Origin of the sequence: Granulicella sp. L60, assembly GCF_009765825.1 — a bacterium.
GTDB lineage: Bacteria > Acidobacteriota > Terriglobia > Terriglobales > Acidobacteriaceae > Edaphobacter.
The window spans coordinates 1,695,926-1,711,040 of record NZ_LMUR01000018.1; the positions used below are offsets into that span (position 1 = coordinate 1,695,926).

At 59.5% G+C, this 15,115-nt stretch carries 15 protein-coding genes; 12 read left to right on the forward strand and 3 right to left on the reverse strand.

Annotation, left to right across the window (positions count from 1 at the left end):
- Positions 1-11: 11 nt before the first annotated feature.
- Positions 12-440, forward strand: coding sequence for an OsmC family protein (locus GSQ82_RS17310; protein WP_158793421.1), 429 nt, complete (start codon positions 12-14; stop codon positions 438-440).
- A gap of 3 nt (positions 441-443) precedes the next feature.
- Here GSQ82_RS17310 and GSQ82_RS17315 read toward each other — a convergent pair whose 3' ends face one another.
- Positions 444-1,118, reverse strand: coding sequence for a ribonuclease HI family protein (locus GSQ82_RS17315; protein WP_158793422.1), 675 nt, complete (start codon positions 1,116-1,118; stop codon positions 444-446).
- A gap of 127 nt (positions 1,119-1,245) precedes the next feature.
- On the opposite strand from GSQ82_RS17315, the gene GSQ82_RS17320 reads away from it, so the two are divergent.
- From GSQ82_RS17320 to GSQ82_RS17340, 5 genes are all read left to right on the forward strand, one after another.
- A complete protein-coding gene (locus tag GSQ82_RS17320; protein ID WP_158793423.1) occupies positions 1,246-2,040 on the forward strand; it encodes an RNA polymerase sigma factor in 795 nt (264 codons plus the stop codon).
- A 125-nt stretch (positions 2,041-2,165) separates the two neighbouring features.
- On the forward strand, positions 2,166-3,122 hold the full coding sequence (locus tag GSQ82_RS17325) for a HEAT repeat domain-containing protein (RefSeq protein WP_254061709.1): 957 nt from the start codon (positions 2,166-2,168) through the stop codon (positions 3,120-3,122).
- An 82-nt stretch (positions 3,123-3,204) separates the two neighbouring features.
- A complete protein-coding gene (locus GSQ82_RS17330) occupies positions 3,205-4,221 on the forward strand; it encodes a PDZ domain-containing protein (protein ID WP_158793425.1) in 1,017 nt (338 codons plus the stop codon).
- A 154-nt stretch (positions 4,222-4,375) separates the two neighbouring features.
- Entirely contained in the window at positions 4,376-5,440 is a 1,065-nt protein-coding gene (locus tag GSQ82_RS17335) for a radical SAM protein (RefSeq protein WP_254061710.1), read from the forward strand.
- A 133-nt stretch (positions 5,441-5,573) separates the two neighbouring features.
- Positions 5,574-6,269, forward strand: coding sequence for a class I SAM-dependent methyltransferase (locus tag GSQ82_RS17340; protein ID WP_158793426.1), 696 nt, complete (start codon positions 5,574-5,576; stop codon positions 6,267-6,269).
- A 99-nt stretch (positions 6,270-6,368) separates the two neighbouring features.
- Here the strand turns inward: GSQ82_RS17340 and GSQ82_RS17345 are convergent, their stop codons facing one another.
- Positions 6,369-7,022 carry a thioredoxin domain-containing protein gene (locus tag GSQ82_RS17345; RefSeq protein WP_254061711.1) on the reverse strand — a complete coding sequence of 218 codons (654 nt, stop codon included), beginning with the start codon at positions 7,020-7,022 and terminating at the stop codon, positions 6,369-6,371.
- Positions 7,023-7,167: 145 nt separating this feature from the next.
- Here GSQ82_RS17345 and GSQ82_RS17350 point away from each other — a divergent pair, with 145 nt between their 5' ends.
- From GSQ82_RS17350 to GSQ82_RS17365, 4 genes are read left to right on the forward strand one after another with little or no spacing between them, the layout of a single operon-like run.
- Positions 7,168-8,607 carry a TolC family protein gene (locus GSQ82_RS17350; protein ID WP_254061712.1) on the forward strand — a complete coding sequence of 480 codons (1,440 nt, stop codon included), beginning with the start codon at positions 7,168-7,170 and terminating at the stop codon, positions 8,605-8,607.
- Between the two features lie 42 nt (positions 8,608-8,649).
- The gene (locus GSQ82_RS17355; RefSeq protein WP_158793428.1) at positions 8,650-9,204 is read left to right on the forward strand and encodes a hypothetical protein; all 555 of its coding nucleotides are present in this window, start codon (positions 8,650-8,652) and stop codon (positions 9,202-9,204) included.
- A 52-nt stretch (positions 9,205-9,256) separates the two neighbouring features.
- On the forward strand, positions 9,257-10,597 hold the full coding sequence (locus tag GSQ82_RS17360; protein WP_158793429.1) for an MFS transporter: 1,341 nt from the start codon (positions 9,257-9,259) through the stop codon (positions 10,595-10,597).
- A gap of 45 nt (positions 10,598-10,642) precedes the next feature.
- A complete protein-coding gene (locus GSQ82_RS17365) occupies positions 10,643-11,377 on the forward strand; it encodes a hypothetical protein (protein WP_158793430.1) in 735 nt (244 codons plus the stop codon).
- Positions 11,378-12,000: 623 nt separating this feature from the next.
- Here the strand turns inward: GSQ82_RS17365 and GSQ82_RS17370 are convergent.
- Positions 12,001-14,079, reverse strand: coding sequence for a CocE/NonD family hydrolase (locus GSQ82_RS17370; protein ID WP_254061713.1), 2,079 nt, complete (start codon positions 14,077-14,079; stop codon positions 12,001-12,003).
- A gap of 523 nt (positions 14,080-14,602) precedes the next feature.
- Here GSQ82_RS17370 and GSQ82_RS17375 point away from each other — a divergent pair.
- Positions 14,603-14,803 carry a class I SAM-dependent methyltransferase gene (locus tag GSQ82_RS17375; protein WP_158793432.1) on the forward strand — a complete coding sequence of 67 codons (201 nt, stop codon included), beginning with the start codon at positions 14,603-14,605 and terminating at the stop codon, positions 14,801-14,803.
- A complete protein-coding gene (locus GSQ82_RS17380; protein ID WP_158793433.1) occupies positions 14,800-15,105 on the forward strand; it encodes a hypothetical protein in 306 nt (101 codons plus the stop codon). The genes GSQ82_RS17375 and GSQ82_RS17380 overlap by 4 nt, the downstream gene beginning before the upstream one ends.
- The last annotated feature ends 10 nt before the right edge of the window (positions 15,106-15,115 follow it).

Consider the following 15,115-nt stretch of genomic DNA (forward strand, 5'->3'; position numbering starts at 1 on the left):
AGGTACGACCGATGATTGCTGAAACATTTTGGATGAAGGAGATGGAGTTTGAGGGGCGCTCCGAGAGTGGCCATAGCATTGTTTTCGATGCCGGCGACCGGCACGCTAACGGCCCTTCACCGATGGAGGCGGTGCTGATGGCGCTTTGCGGTTGCACCTCCGTCGATGTCGTTTCGATTCTCAAAAAGAAGCGCGAGCCTCTGACGAGCCTTACGGTGTCTGCAACTGCTGAACAGGCCGCCGCGCCGCCGCGGGTGTTTACAAAGATCGTGCTGACTTACCGGATTGGTGGTGCTATCTCAAAGAAGGCTGCCGAAGATGCGGTTGAACTCTCGAAGAATAAGTACTGTTCGGTCTCGAAGATGCTGGAAAAGGCCGCTCAGATCGACTTCAGGATCGAATACGCAGACGACTCCAGCGTGGACGTCTTGAGCAAATAGGGTTTATTCGCGGATGATTTTGACGAAGATGCCGTTGGGGAGGGTGGTGCCTCCGAGGATGTGGACGACGCCGTCTTTAGTGAAGCCGCGGAGCATGGCGTCGGCTTTGCTTGGAGCTGCGGGTGGGGGTGGGGTGGGTGAGGCTTTGGGGTAGGGGGTGGCGATGATGGGGGTTGGGGCGGATTGGCCGGAGGAGGGACTGCGGTTCATGCCACGGTCCATGGCTTCGTTGGCGAGGCGGTCGGCGTCCCTGTTTTTGTGGCGGAGGGCGTGGCTGATCTCGAAGCCTTCGAGGCGGGCGATGCGGCGTTTGGCTTCGTCGTAGAGGGGTTTGAGGTCGGGGGATTTGACCTGATATTTGCCCTGGATCTGTTTGACCATCAGTTCGGAGTCCGAGACGACGCGGAGGCGGGGGTGGTGGTGGTCGAGGGCGTACTGGAGGCAGCCGAGGAGGCCGGAGTATTCGGCGTAGTTGTTGGTGCGGAGGCCGAGGAACTCGCTGAGTTCGGCGAGGACGGTGCCGTCCTGGGATTGGACGAGGGCTCCGTAGCCTGCGGGGCCGGGGTTGCCGCGGGCTCCGCCGTCGCAGTGGGCGCTGATCCAGTTGGTGTTAGCGGATTTCGGGGTGGGTGATGGGGTGTCGGCGAAGAGGCCTGGTGCGGTCGGGCGGGGAGGCATGAGGTGAGTTTACCGGAGTCGGGGGCGGTGGGACAGATGCCGGGGGAGGATGATTTTGCTGCTTACCTTTCCTAAGTGGAGATGTCTATTGAGGTGTACTTCGATTTTCTGACTCCGGAGTCAGTTGATGAATGCAGATGCCGTAGGGATGGACCTTGGCGGGGAGATGTCTTCTCCGCTCGATATTGTGGCTCGGAGGCGGCATATTAGTCCGTTTGCAGTGGGATTAGTAGGCGCAACAGCGGTAAAATCATTGCCAGTGATGGCAAAGGCGGCTGCCCAACCCGGTGCGAGGAACAGTGGCAAGCTGACGCAGGCGCAGTTGGATGCGCGTGCCCAGCAGCGGACCGAGGATGATGAACTGATCCGGCAGGCGCAGGCGGGCCAGCGGACCTCGTTCGATGCGCTGGTGCGGCGATACGACCAGTCGGTGCTGAGGCTGGCGCTGCATATGCTGGGCAACGAGCAGGACGCGCAGGATGTCCACCAGGAGGCGTTCATCAAGGCGTATCGCCACCTGGGGAACTTCAGGTTTGAGTGCAGCTTTTATACGTGGCTGTATCGGATTGTGACGAACCTTTGCCTGGACCAGCTGCGACGGCGAAAGAGCCGCAGGGAAGATCCGGCGACGGTGCTGGATGCCAGTGGCGATGAGATGGACCTGATGGCCAATATCACCGACGACCGGGCGATGGCGAATCCGGCACGGGAGCTGGACCGGAAGGTGATGGGCGAACGGATCGGCGCGGCGCTGGATAAATTGACGCCGCGGGAGCGGACGGTCTTTGAGCTGAAGCACTACCAGGGGCTGAAGCTGAGGACGATCGGTGAGATGTTGAGCACGACCGAGGAGACCGCGAAGAATACGCTGTTTCGGGCTACGCGAAAGCTGCGGGCGAATCTGGCGGAGCTTCGAGGCTAGAGCATCTGGGCTAGATCGAAGTGGATGTCTGTGTTGGCAGGACTTGATTGGTATAGGGCGATGTTAAAGACCCAAGAGCAGTACATATTTTTGAGGCTGGTTGAGGTAAGACAATGAAGTGCGAGATGGCAAAAGACAACATAATTTTATTGCACTACGGCGAACTGCCGGATGAGTCGGCGGGTGGCTTGGAGCAACATCTGGCGGACTGTGAGGAGTGCCGCAGGGAGCTGGAGTCATTTCAGTTCTTTGAAGAGCAGATGGCGTTGATGCCGGTGGTTGAGCCTTCGCCGAATCTGCTGGCGCAGTCGCGGATGCGTCTGGACGATGAGCTGGACATGATTCCGCCGCATGGGTTTGTAACTCGACTACGAACAAATTTTTATCGCTGGCTGGGACATGTGCAGAGCGCTCCGGCGCTGGCCACGCTGTTGCTGGGTGTGGGCTTTCTGGCGGGGAACTTTACTTATCGCTATGAGGTTGCGCATGCAGTGAAGCCGAAGCAGCCGGGCACGGTGACGATCAGCAAGCCTGCGGATGGTGTGATTGCGAATGTGACTGGGATTGTGCAGACGCCGGACTCGGAGCTGGTGCAGGTGAACTACAACAAGGTGGTTCCGGAGACGATTGAAGGTTCGCTGGATAGCCCGGAGATTCGTCAGTTGCTGCTGGCGGCGACGAGTTCGGGAGCGACGGATGGAGTACGAAAGAACTCGGTTGCGCTGCTGGGGAACGAGTGCAAGGCGGGGCATGAGTGCCAGTCGATGTCGGACGGCAAGGGGATTCGGCATCAGCTGATGGTGTCGCTGCGCTACGACCAGGATGCCGGGGTTCGGATGACGGCGCTGGAGGGACTGCAGCGGTTTGTCGGGCAGGACCAGCATGTGCGCGATGCGGTGCTGGAGGCGGTGATGCATGACCAGGATCCGAAGGTGCGGGAGGCGGCGATTGGTTTGCTGAGCCCGGTGCAGTCGGATTCGAGTGTGCGGCAGGTGTTGCGGACGGTGTCGACGCAGGATGCGAATCCTTATATTCGGACGGCGTCGTACAACGCGCTGCAGAGCTCCGGGGATATTCAGTAGGCGGCGGATAGAGGCGCCATATCAGGTTCGCTTCGTTGATGTCGGTGCGGTTTCGGGCTTTGGTTGAGATGAGGTTATGCAGATGAGGGACCGCAATTCGTTGAGGTTTGTGGTGCTGGTGGCGGGTGGCGCGACCTTTCTGTATGGCGGTGATGCACTACGGGCAGCTACGTTTTCGGTGACGGTGGGTACGCGGATGATCGCGGCGGCGGCCTCGGGGGCGGGGATGACTGTCCGTGGACGCCAAGGATATCTTGGGGTGGAGACGCGGGATTTGGGTGACGATGCGTTGGCTGCGTTGAAGCTGAAGGAGCTGCGCGGGGTGGAGATCGTCAGCCTGGACCACGATGGACCGGCGTGTAAGGCTGGGATGCGGATGCATGACGTGATCCAGCAGGTCAACGGGCAGATGATCGATGGCGAGCAGCAGATGCGAAAGACGCTGAGAGAGCTGCCGGCGGGACGGACGGTGAACTTTGTGATCGTTCGGGATGGGCAGACACAGACGTTGACGCTGCAGATGGCGGATCGGCGGATGGTGGAGCAGCAGGCGTGGGAGCAACACTACACGGTGCCCGCTCCTGCTGGTGGGGCAGGTATGGCGACTGGATATGCAGGGGGAAATAGCTTTTTGAACTCTGGGTCTGCGTCGGCTTCACCTTCGACGGTGGTGGTGGCGCCGAAGGGGCATCGGGATTTTCTGGGGACGTCGATGATCCTGAGCTCGTCCTTTACCGGGGCGAAGCTGGAGGTGATGGGTCAGCAGTTGGCGGAGTTTTTTGGCGCTGAGGGTGGCGCGGGTCTGCTGGTGCGGAGCGTGGATGGAAACAGTCCGGCGGAAGAGGCTGGGTTGAAGGCCGGGGATGTGGTGGTGCGGATCAACTCGATTCCGCTGTCGAGCGGGGCGGACTGGACGAAGACAGTTCACGACAATAAGGGACGCCCGGTGCCGGTGGTGGTGTTGCGGGACAGGCAGGAGAAGACGCTGACGTTGACTCCGGATGCGAAGAAGCGGTCGAGTCTGATGATGGGTCAGCAGTTGGAAGATTTTTTTGAGGGTACGAGCCAGTACACTCGCGAGTTGTGGGCTAAGTTGTAGTTTGTCGTGCCGGACGGGCATCCTGCGCGGATGGCGGTCACTTCGTGACTTATATATCTTGTTAGGGTGAGTGATGGGTTGGGACCTCCCGTTGGTCGGGATGGAGAGTGCGGCACTGCTGATTGGGGCGCGGTTCTATATACTTGAAAGTGATATGTCTTCTGTTTCTACATCTGCCGGAGTGAACGGCAAACGTCCTATGCCTGCCCGGCGCCGCTGGAAGGCTGTGACGCGCAAGCTGCGTGAGTTGGGTTCGATCGGGTCTGCTGTTGCTTCCACGGGACACCCCTACATGGCGCATATTGTGCCGATGCGGCGGTGTAACCTCGCCTGCACCTACTGCAACGAGTATGACGATTTCTCCGATCCGGTGCCGCTGGAGGAGATGCTGCGACGCATCGATCACCTGGGACGGTTGGGGACTTCGGTGATTACGATCTCGGGTGGGGAGCCGCTGCTGCATCCGGAGCTGGACCAGATTATTGCGCGGATCCGGAAGACGGGCGCGATTGCCGGAATGATCACGAACGGGTATCTGCTAATGCCGGATCGGATTGAGCGCCTGAATAAGGCTGGGCTCGATCATATGCAGATCTCGATCGATAACGTGATGCCGGATGAGGTGTCGAAGAAGAGTCTGAAGGTGCTGGACAAGAAGCTGCAGATGCTGGCTGAGCATGCGGACTTTCATGTGAATATCAACTCGGTGGTGGGCGGCGGGATTGCGAATCCGAACGACGCGCTGACGGTGAGTGAACGGGCGCTGGGGTTGGGGTTCAGCTCGACGATTGGGATTATTCACGATGGAAGCGGGCAGTTGAAGCCGCTGGGGGCAGAAGAGCGCGGGGTCTGGGACAAGGTGAGGAACCTGACGCGGCGGAGTTATTCGCGGTTCAATCACTTCCAAGAGGCGATTGCTAACGGCAAGACGAACGACTGGCGTTGCAGGGCGGGTGGACGGTATCTGTATATCTGCGAGAACGGGTTGGTGCACTATTGCAGCCAGCAGCGCGGGTATCCGGGGGTTCCGCTGGCGCAGTACCAGACGGCGGATGTGAAGCGGGAGTTTTTGACGGAGAAGAGTTGTGCGCCGAGCTGCACGATCAGCTGTGTCCACCAGGTGAGCTATATCGATCACTGGCGAGCGCCGCAGACTTCGTCGGTGACGCCGGGGGCTTCGGGACATGGGGCGGGTGCGGAGCTGGTGCAGATTCGCTAGGTGTTTGTGGCATAGGCAGCTGCGATTCTCAATACATAATTACGAAGAGGGGGCCGGGTGCGGGCTCCTTTTTTCTTTGCTTTGGTGAGGCGAGACTCTTGCCAACTGTCGGCGAGATGGCGGATGGTTGGGTATGAGATTTTTCCCCTTGAACCGATCTTCGATTGTTTGTGGTTCCATTCTTTGTTTTTGTATGGCGATGGATGGTGGTTCGGCTATGGTGCAGGCGCAGAACGCGCCGGGTGCGCAGACAGCGGAGCGGCCTACAAGTACGCCGTATTCGGGAGACCTTTCGATCTTCGATTATCCGGATCGAGACAAGAAGCTGCAGATTGAGAAGGTGATGGATCTGCTGGGAGTTACGCCGGGAAAGAATGTTGCGGATCTCGGCGCGGGGTCGGGATGGTTTACGGTGCGGGCGGCTCGGAGGGTGGGGCCGACGGGCGCGGTGATTGCGGAGGATATCAGTCCGCTGGCGATAGAGGCTGTCGGAAAGAGGGTTTTGAAGGAAGATCTGCAGAATGTTCGGACGGTGCTGGGTGTGCCGGACGATCCTCGGCTGCCGCCGGGAAGCGTGGATGCGGTGCTTCTGCTGAAGATGTATCACGAGATTGCGCATCCCGTGCCGATGATGAAGACGCTGCAGGCGGCGTTGCGACCGGGGGCGAGGGTGGGGATCATCGACCGGAATGGAAACGGGACTAATCATGGTGTGAATCATGATGTTGTGGAGAGGGAGATGGCGCAGGCAGGATACAAGCTTACGGGGACGTACGACTTCACCAAGGGAGACGGGGAGGATTACTTTTTGATCTTCCAGGTGCGGTGAAGGCATGTTCGCTTCGTGTGTGCTGGTTGCTTCCATTGAGCTAATACAAAAGGCCCGGACGGGTGTCCGGGCCTTCTTATTTGTGTGGTGAAGTAGAGACTATTTGTGGGCCGTGGTTTTCGGCTTGGCGACTGTGCTCGGATTGTCCGCGATGGCGGTATCGAGCATCTGGTAGAGCTGGGTGACGTCGGTGACCTGGACGTAGCCCTTCTGGGTGACGATGAAGATGGTCGGGGTCTGGGTGAGGCCGACGCGCTCGCCGAGGGTGTAGTCGGCTTGGACCTCGGCTGCGAAGCGTCCGGTGGGATCGACGACGAAGGGCATAGCACGGTTGTGGGATTGGAAGTATTTCTGGGTGAAGCTGTTGAGGTCATCCTTCGAGGCGATGGATTGCTGGCTGGCGAAGACGGCGCGGCGATACTCCTCGGCGGCCTGGGGGGAGATCTTGTCCTGGATGTAGCGGGCGATGATGGCGGCGTCGCGGCTCCAGACGTGCATCTGGAGGGGGAAGTCGTGGCGGAGGAGGGGGATCTTATACTTGTCCACGGCTGCGTGAACGATGGGGAAGGCGCGGGCGCATGCGGGACATTCGAGGTCTTCGAACTCGAAGATGGCGACGGTGGAGCCTGCCGGGGCGCGGAGCATGGAGGTGTCTTTGAAGGCGGTGCCCTGGGCGAGTGCTAAGATACTGGCCGGAAGGGTGAGCAGGAGGGCGGCGGCGAGGACGATGCGATTCATTGGTATAAGACGCATAGGATTATCTTTCGATTTTAGCTGAGGGAGGGCGAGAGTCCGGGGGTGGGGAATGGTTTTTGCATCATTTAAGCATCGGAGGGGTGATGTGGCACTCTAATAAGAGATCATGTTATTTCCGATGGGATCTTTCAGGGGTATCAGGGTGGGATTTCGGACTCTGGCTTGGCCGCTCGCGTTGGTTTTGTGCGGCTCCGTGGCTGGTGCGCAGACGCCGGATGGAGTAGCGGAACTGCCTCCTGCTCCTGTTCCGAATGGGTTGAAGCTGCCGGGTGGCGTGGTGGTGGAGCGGGCTACGTCCGGGGCGCTGCCGCTGAGCCTGGACGATGCGATCGCTCGCGGGGAGAAGCAGAATCTGCAGATGAAGCTGGTCATCCAGAACGAGCGTCTGGTGCATGGCGAACTGCTTACGGTGGAGAATAACCTGCTGCCGAGTCTGACGGCCTCGGGGTCGGCGGAGGCGCAACAGATCAACCTAGCCGCGTTGGGGTTCAAGCCGTCATCGCTGGCGGAGTTTGGTTTTGCGCCCGGGACGATCGCTTCGGTGGTGAAGGTGAACGTGGCTTCTGCGAAGATCAGTATGGATCAGGAGCTGTTTGATCTGCCGGCGTTCTATCTGTATCGATCCGCAAAACAGGCGGCGAAGGCGGCGAACCTTTCTACTCTGAATCTGCAGGGTGGCGTGACGCTGAGTGTGGGAACGCAGTATCTGCTGGCGCTTGCGGATGCTTCGCAGATAGAGAACGCGCAGGCGCTGGAGAAGGCTGACGAGGTGGTACTGCAACAGGCGACGGCCTCGCATGATGCGGGTGTGGGGACGAACCTGGATGTGCTGCGTGCGAGAGTGCAACTGCAGACACAGCAGCAGACGCTGATCAACGATGAGAATACGTTTGAGAAGGACAAGATTTCGCTGAACCGGATGATCGGACTGCCGGCGGACCAGGAGATTACGCTGACTGATGCGGCTCCGTATGCGGAGTTTGCGGAGATGCCGCTAGAAGATGCGAAGAGGGTGGCGTATCAGCGGCGGAAGGATCTGCTGAATCTGCAGGCGCAGCTGGAGGTGGCGGATCAGGCGCGTAAGGCAGTGAGGGCGGAGAGGCTGCCGGTGCTGTCTTTCAACGGATACTACGGCGTGATCGGTGAGATTGGCGGGCTGTATCACGGGGTATTTGCCGCGACCGGGAAGGTAAGTGTGCCGGTGTTTCAGGAGGGCCAGCTGCGCGGCGAGCGAGAGGTGGCCGATGCGCAGGTGATTGCATTGCGGCAACAGATTGAGTCGCTGCGGGTGACGATTGAGCAGCAGATTCGGGCGGCTATGTTGGATGTGCGGTCGTCGAACGACCTGGTGAAGGTGGCGAAGAGCAATGTCGAGCTGGCGACCCAAGAGCTACAGGACGCGACTGACCGGTTTTCGGCGGGTGTAGATGACAATCTGCCGGTGGTTCAGGCTCAGGCGACGCTGGCACAGGCGCAGAGTCAGTTGGTGAATACTCTGTATCAGTACAACCAGTCGAAGTTGTCGCTGGCGCGAAATACCGGGGTGGTGGAGACGCAGTACAAGGTCTATCTGGGGCGGTAGGCTGGGCTGACATGGGAAGTGCTTCATGCTAGGATGGCGGGCATGAAGGAGCTGACGCAGACATCGCCGATGCGGCTGGCAGGCTGGGTGGGAGCTGGTAGCTTGCTTTGGGCGAGCGCGTTTCTTTTGGGATTCACTCATGCTCCGTGTAAGCCCATCGGCTTCTGCGGCGAGGGTGCGGCGTTATGGGGCGGTAGGCTGCTTGTATTTCTGGGCTTAGCATGCCTGCTCGGCGGATTTGCATTAGTGTTTTGGGCGGAGAGAAAACTCAAGCTAGGGATGAAAGAAGGCGTCTGGAGCGAGGCGGAGTTGGAGCCTTTGCGGAGGCGGCTCGATCATCCGGTGTGGGGTTGGCTGGGCGTTGTGGGGATGATTGGTGTTGTTGCCGTTCTGGTTCTGTATGCTCGCGGCTCTGTTCACCTTCCCTTGTTTTATCTTCTGCTCTTTCCGTTCCAGAACTTCAACCGCGTGAAACAGATTGTGAAGCGTGCGCAGAATGAAGGAGTGGGTGCAGGGGCTCTGCGGGATTGGAGAAGCTTTAGACCGATTCGCTCTGAGCACTGGGGTGAGGCTACGGGGACAGGCGAGCGTCTGTGAATGTCCGCAGCGATGATGACATCCACGTAACGGAAGTATGAAAACATAGGGTATGGCGGATGGTTCGGAACGTACGGAGCTGGCGGTAGAGGGTGACTATCGCTCGGCGTTCAAGTCGCGGGACTTCAGGTTGTATCAAGCGGCGCGGTTGATGGTGATTCTGGGTGCGGAGGCGCAGTCGGTTGCGGTGGCGTGGCAGGTGTATGCGCTGACTCACTCGGCGCTGGATCTGGGATATACGGGGTTGGCGCTGTTTCTTCCTGGGCTGTTTGTGATGCTGGCGGCGGGACATGCGGCGGACAGATATGACAGGCGAAAGATTATCCTGATGTGCTATGGGCTGCAGGCTTGTTGTACGGCGGTGCTGCTCTGGCTTTCTCTGAGCGCTACCGCACTGAAAGATGGGCGGGTGTGGCCGATCTATGCAGTGCTGGTGGGGATTGGTTTGGGCAGGGCGTTTAGCGGACCAGCGGCGAGTGCGATGCTGCCGAGTCTGGTGCCGAAGAAAGATTTCGTGAATGCGGTGACGTGGGGAGCGACGATCTACCAGATTGCGAATATGTCGGGGCCGGCGGTGGGTGGGATTCTGTTTACACTGCCGCTGGCGGGTGCCGTGGTGATGTGGAAGGGCGCGCCGATTGTGTATGGGTTTACGCTGGTGATGCTGCTTGGGTTCATGGCGCTGGTGGGCATGATTCGGGCGAAGATGGTGGTGACGGAGAAGAAGGCGTTCAGCATGAAGACGGTGCTGGCGGGCCTGGAGTATGTGTGGCGGGCGAAGCTGCTGCTGGGGTCGATCTCGCTGGATCTATTTGCTGTGCTGCTGGGTGGTGCGACGGCGTTGCTGCCGATCTTTGCGACAGATATTTTGCATGCGGGGCCGCGAGGGCTGGGTTTGTTGCGCGCGATGCCTTCGGTGGGGGCGCTGGTGGTGTCGCTGACGATGGTGGTGCGGCCGATCAAGCGTCGGGCTGGGGCGACGATGTTGGTGTGCGTTGGAATCTTTGGTGCGGCTACGGTGGTGTTCGGGTTGTCGAAGAGCATCTGGCTGAGTGCGGGAGCGCTGATCGTGGTTGGAGCGAGCGATATGGTGAGTGTCGTGGTTCGGTCGAGCGTGTTGCAGTTGGCGACGCCGCCGGAGATGCGGGGCCGGGTGAGTGCGGTGAACTGGCTGTTCATAGGGGCTTCGAACGAGTTCGGCGAGTTTGAGAGCGGTCTGACGGCGCATTGGTGGGGTGCGGTGCGGGCGGTGGTGATTGGCGGGGTTGGGTCGATGATGGTGACGGCGACTGCGGCTGGACTGTTTCCGCAGCTACGGCGGGCGGATGCTTTAACGGCGGATGCGTTGATGGAGGCAAACGAGGAGTTGAGTGTGGCGGAGCCGGTGGATTAGAGTGGCAGTGACGAAAGACTTGCGGACGAGAGGATATAGATATCGATGCAGAATGGGGTGAAGGCTGCGATTGGGGCCAGCGTGGTGCTGGTGTTGGCGGTGGGTGTGAGGGTTGGGCTGATCTATCGGGAGCGGAATGCTCCGGACAATTCGGTGAAGCCTGCGGCGCGTGAGGTCATCGCAGACGACGATCTGGTGTTTTTGAAGAAGAAGCGGCCGGACTCGATGAAGGATATTAAGGAGCTGGTGGGGAGTACGGTGTGGGTTTCGGCGGGTGGGCAGATGGAGTACTATCCGGTGGCCGGGCACACGGCGCAGTATGCAAAGAGCGCAGGGACGCTGCTGGGTGCGGAGCCGATTGTGGTGAAGGATGCGTTCGAGCAGGTGGCACCTAAGGCTGCGACCTTCCGGATTCCGGGTGGGGAGAAGCAGGTGTTGCTGGTCTTTACGAAGCCGGGAGAGACGAAGGCGTACGCGGTGCCGGTGGGGTATCGGCAGGATGGGCAGTACACGTTCTATACGGATGAACTCTTCTTCTATGACGATCCGCATGGGCTTTACAAGCACTGGGGGCCGGAGATCTGGAAGGCAGTGGACACGCACCAAGTGATTCTGGGGATGAACGAGCGGCAGGTTGAGCTCTCGCTGGGCCAGGTTTCGAAGAGTACGAGCAAAGCCTATGGAGACCGGATGGTGGTGTTCGCCAATCTGGGGAAGCCGATGGCGGTTACGTTTGTGAAGAACAAGGTGACGGCGTTCCGGGCGGACCAGGGGTTCTGAGGCCCCCACCCCCGGCGATGTGTGTCAAAGTCTTGGGAAGGTTGGGGTTAGGTCTGGACTTCATGTCTCCTGAGTGCTTTGGCATCGACATTTTCTCAACTCCTTTCTTGATATGAACATAGAAAAAGCCCCGGATGGCCCGGGGCTTTTTTATGTTCTATTTCTATTTTAAGGGATTGAGGGTAACTACTACGCAAGGCGATTGTTCAGGATTGGCGCGGGTTTGGGTGGGGTTGGGGGTTGACAGGGGTTCGGGGGAGAACAGACAAAGGCAATGGCAATCATTTTGTCGCTTCGGCTTCGCCTTTCGCTCCGGCCTTCGGCAGAGCGGAGGCGCTTGCGCGGCGGCTTTAGACGCGAGGCTGAAGCCTCGCTCTATCCAAGGGCAACGGCAAAGGAAAACGCAACAACGTCGGCAGCGACAACCGCAGATCCCTACGGGATGACAAACAAAGGGACAGGCAACGGAAAGAACAACCGTAACCGCAGATCCACTACGGGGATGACAAACAGAAGGACAGGCAAAGGACAGGTAAAAAGGACAAACAACGGCAAGAGCAGAAAGCTACAGCAGAGGCTTGGGCGGCCTCTGCTGGTTTCACATTAGGGTGGTGGAAGGTGCTCTAGTGTTTGACGACGGTGATGGTTAGGGTGCTGGGGTATTGGGGGCTGTGGTGGATGGCGGTGTGGGCGGTGATGGCGGTGGTTTCGTCGTAGTTATTGCCGCCGGTGTTGAGGTTGCGGTCGAAGCGGGGGAAGTTTGAGCCGGCGACTTCGATGCGGATGCGGTGGCCTGCGTCGAAGAAGTTGCTTGTGTTCATGGGCGTGAGTGTGACCTTGTAGACCTTGTCTTTTTCCATCCAGACGGTGTGGTCGTCGCCGTCACGATAGCGGAGGCGCTGGATGGTCTCGTCGAGGTTGTAGGCGGTGCCGTCGGGTAGGACGTCGATGACCTTGACGGTGACGTCGGTGTCTTTGACGTCGGAGGAGACGTAGAGGGTTGCGGTGATGGGGCCTGAGAGTTCGATGCCCTCTTTGAGAGGCTCGGAGGTGTAGACGAGGATGTCGGGGCGCTCTTCCATCTTGCGCTGGTCGAGCGCGCCGCCCATGCCGGGGATGGTGTTGGCAGCGCAGCAGACGTTGCCGCCGTAGCTTGGGGTGGGGTGGAGGGGATCGTAGGTGAAGAGGTCGGCTATGTCGCGCTTCGTGTCGTGTTTGCCGGAGGGTGCAACGGGCTGGTTGGCGTGTGGGTTGGCGTCGGTGCTGGCTGCGAGTTGAAGCAGGGGTGCCTGTCCCTTGGCGGTTTCGAGTACGAGGCGGCCGTCTCCGTGGAGTGTGTTGGCGTGGCCGTCGCTGGTGAGGGCGAGGGTGACGGGCTTTGCACTCTCGGGGGGCCAGGTCTCGGAGTGCTGCCACTTGTTGATGCCCATGGTGAAGTACTGGACCTTGGGGGTCTTCTGGAGGAAGCCGTTGTCTTCGCCTTTGAGGAAGTGATCGAACCAGGCGTAGGTGAGGGCGTCGTAGTCGAGGCGGGCGTCGCCCATGCTGCGTTCGCCGACGATGGTGTTTTCGGTGGCGCGGGTGTAGCCGCAGTGGAGGGTGGGGGCGATGACGGCGTACTGCTCGTTGGCGGCTTCGCCCTTGGCGGTGGAGCGGACGAAGTTATAGGCGGCGAGGTTGGGGCCGATGGAGACGTCGTACCAGGTCATGAACCAGAAGGCGGGGACGTTGATGGGCATGGTGTCGGACTGCCAGAGGCCGCCTTTGCGCCAGGCAGGATCGTTGGGGGTGCGCTCGATCATGGCGCCGCCGGTGGTGTTGGGCATCTTGTTGGAGAAGATGCCGCGGGGGCCGTCGACGGCGGAGATGATGTCTTTTTCGGGGAGGTGTTCGAAGGCTTTGGCCCAGTCGACGGGCGGGAGCTGCGGGGCGAGGTCGAAGAGTTTGGAGGCTTTGATGAGATCGGCTTGCGAGGTGTCTTTGGGGAAGGTGGGGCGGACCTGGTTTTGTTCGCCGTTGAGCCAGTCGATGAAGAGCATCTGTACGGCACCGCCACGGTACCAGTTGCCCTGTTCGTTGTAGGGGCCGACCTTGCCGACGCCCGCGCCGAAGCTCTGGGGGATGATGGTGGTGAGGGCTTTGTTGCCGAGGGATGCGGCGGCGAGCTGCCATTCGGCGGTGGAGGAGCAGCCGATGAGGCCGATCTTGCCGGAGGACCAGGGCTGGGCGGACATCCAGCTGAACTGGTCATCGGCGTCGGTGAGGGGCGCGCCGAGGATGTCGTAGTTGCCCTCGGAGAAGAAGTGGCCGCGCTCGTTCATCTCGACGAGGACGTAGCCGCGTTTGACGGCTTCGAGCTCGGTGGACATGTCGCGGTAGGTGCCGAGGCGGACGTCCCAGAAGTTGAAGTTGTAGGGCGTGCGGCTGAAGATGATGGGGTACTGCTTGCTGGTGTCTTTGGGGCGGTAGATGTCGGCGGCCATGCGGATGCCGTCACGCATGGGGACCATAACTTTGCGGTCGACGATGGCGATGTCTTCGAGCTGCTTTTCGATGGACTGGCGCTTTTCGATGAGGGCTTTGGTTTGCTCGGGGGTGAGCTGCGGGCGTTGCTGGGCGAGGGCGGGCGAAACGAGGGTGAGAGGCAGGACTGCGAACAATAGAGCAGCGAAAAACAAGGCGGCGGGGATACGAAGGCGCATTCTCATCTTCTTTCAGGTTGATTCAGACTGTCTTTTAGGCTAACAGGGAGACGAGGCAGTGATGCGATTGGTTTCGCAAGATTGGAGATTCGTTTCGGCTATTTGTTGGATATGGTGCTGATCTATTCATCAGGGGTGTTGGACCTGTCGCTTCTGCTCCGAATAAGGGTTACGACAAAGCACTAAGCAAATTAATTTGTGAGGAGACTGTGTGCAGGTGTCCCAAAGTTGGGCTTGGTGAAGCATTTAGCATGAAGCGCCATAAAGGTGAGGCGAATTGACTACTTCTCTGTAATGACACGGGTACGGAGTTATGCGACTATTGCACACATGTAGCGGGAGGTTATCGCGTGCTTAATTGGGCGGTGCGATATTATCCGATTCTCCGTGTTCTGAGACAGCATCGTCTGCTGGACGATGGGACTCTCTCGAGATAGGTTCGGGTCCGCGCGGTATCGGCACCTATCGTAAGGTTCCATTTACGGGTTGCGATCTGGAGCTTCCTGAGCGGCCGCACTGGCCGATGACTCCGATGGTTGGGTCGGCTACCAGCCTGCCGGTGCCGGACAAATCGTTTGATGTTGTTCTGGCTTCGGACATGCTCGAACATGTGCCGCCGACGCTGCGGAGACAAGTTATTGGAGAGGCACTGCGGGTTGCGCGCAGGCTGGTGATCTTCGGCTTTCCGTGTGGGAGGCTGCCCATGACGGGGACGAGGCGTTGAAGCAGTGGTATCTGGATCAGCAGAAGGATGTTCCGGTCTGGCCGGAGGAGCATATGGAGGCAGAGTTTCCGGAGCCGTCGCTGTTCAGCGATCTGCCGGGGTGGAAGGTGGATCAGTTCGGAAACGAGAGCATTCGATTTCACTCGTGGCTGATCCAGCGGGAGGTGCATAGGAACTTTGTGCGGATTGCCGGAAGGCTGGCGAGGTGGAGCCCATGGCTGATGGAGCCGCTGATACGGCGGGCAGATGCAGAGCCGTACTATCGCCAGATCTTTGTGCTGAGTCCTGCTGATCAGGCGTAGCGGAGGTTGA

Coding starts and splice junctions, on each gene's coding strand:
- GSQ82_RS17375 (WP_158793432.1), top strand. CDS start 14,603: ATGACTCCGATGGTTGGGTCGGCTACCAGCCTGCCGGTGCCGGACAAA.
- GSQ82_RS17370 (WP_254061713.1), bottom strand. CDS start 14,079: ATGCGCCTTCGTATCCCCGCCGCCTTGTTTTTCGCTGCTCTATTGTTC.
- GSQ82_RS17340 (WP_158793426.1), top strand. CDS start 5,574: ATGAGATTTTTCCCCTTGAACCGATCTTCGATTGTTTGTGGTTCCATT.
- GSQ82_RS17325 (WP_254061709.1), top strand. CDS start 2,166: ATGGCAAAAGACAACATAATTTTATTGCACTACGGCGAACTGCCGGAT.
- GSQ82_RS17355 (WP_158793428.1), top strand. CDS start 8,650: ATGAAGGAGCTGACGCAGACATCGCCGATGCGGCTGGCAGGCTGGGTG.
- GSQ82_RS17315 (WP_158793422.1), bottom strand. CDS start 1,118: ATGCCTCCCCGCCCGACCGCACCAGGCCTCTTCGCCGACACCCCATCA.
- GSQ82_RS17345 (WP_254061711.1), bottom strand. CDS start 7,022: ATGCGTCTTATACCAATGAATCGCATCGTCCTCGCCGCCGCCCTCCTG.
- GSQ82_RS17330 (WP_158793425.1), top strand. CDS start 3,205: ATGAGGGACCGCAATTCGTTGAGGTTTGTGGTGCTGGTGGCGGGTGGC.
- GSQ82_RS17335 (WP_254061710.1), top strand. CDS start 4,376: ATGTCTTCTGTTTCTACATCTGCCGGAGTGAACGGCAAACGTCCTATG.
- GSQ82_RS17360 (WP_158793429.1), top strand. CDS start 9,257: ATGGCGGATGGTTCGGAACGTACGGAGCTGGCGGTAGAGGGTGACTAT.
- GSQ82_RS17320 (WP_158793423.1), top strand. CDS start 1,246: ATGAATGCAGATGCCGTAGGGATGGACCTTGGCGGGGAGATGTCTTCT.
- GSQ82_RS17310 (WP_158793421.1), top strand. CDS start 12: ATGATTGCTGAAACATTTTGGATGAAGGAGATGGAGTTTGAGGGGCGC.
- GSQ82_RS17365 (WP_158793430.1), top strand. CDS start 10,643: ATGCAGAATGGGGTGAAGGCTGCGATTGGGGCCAGCGTGGTGCTGGTG.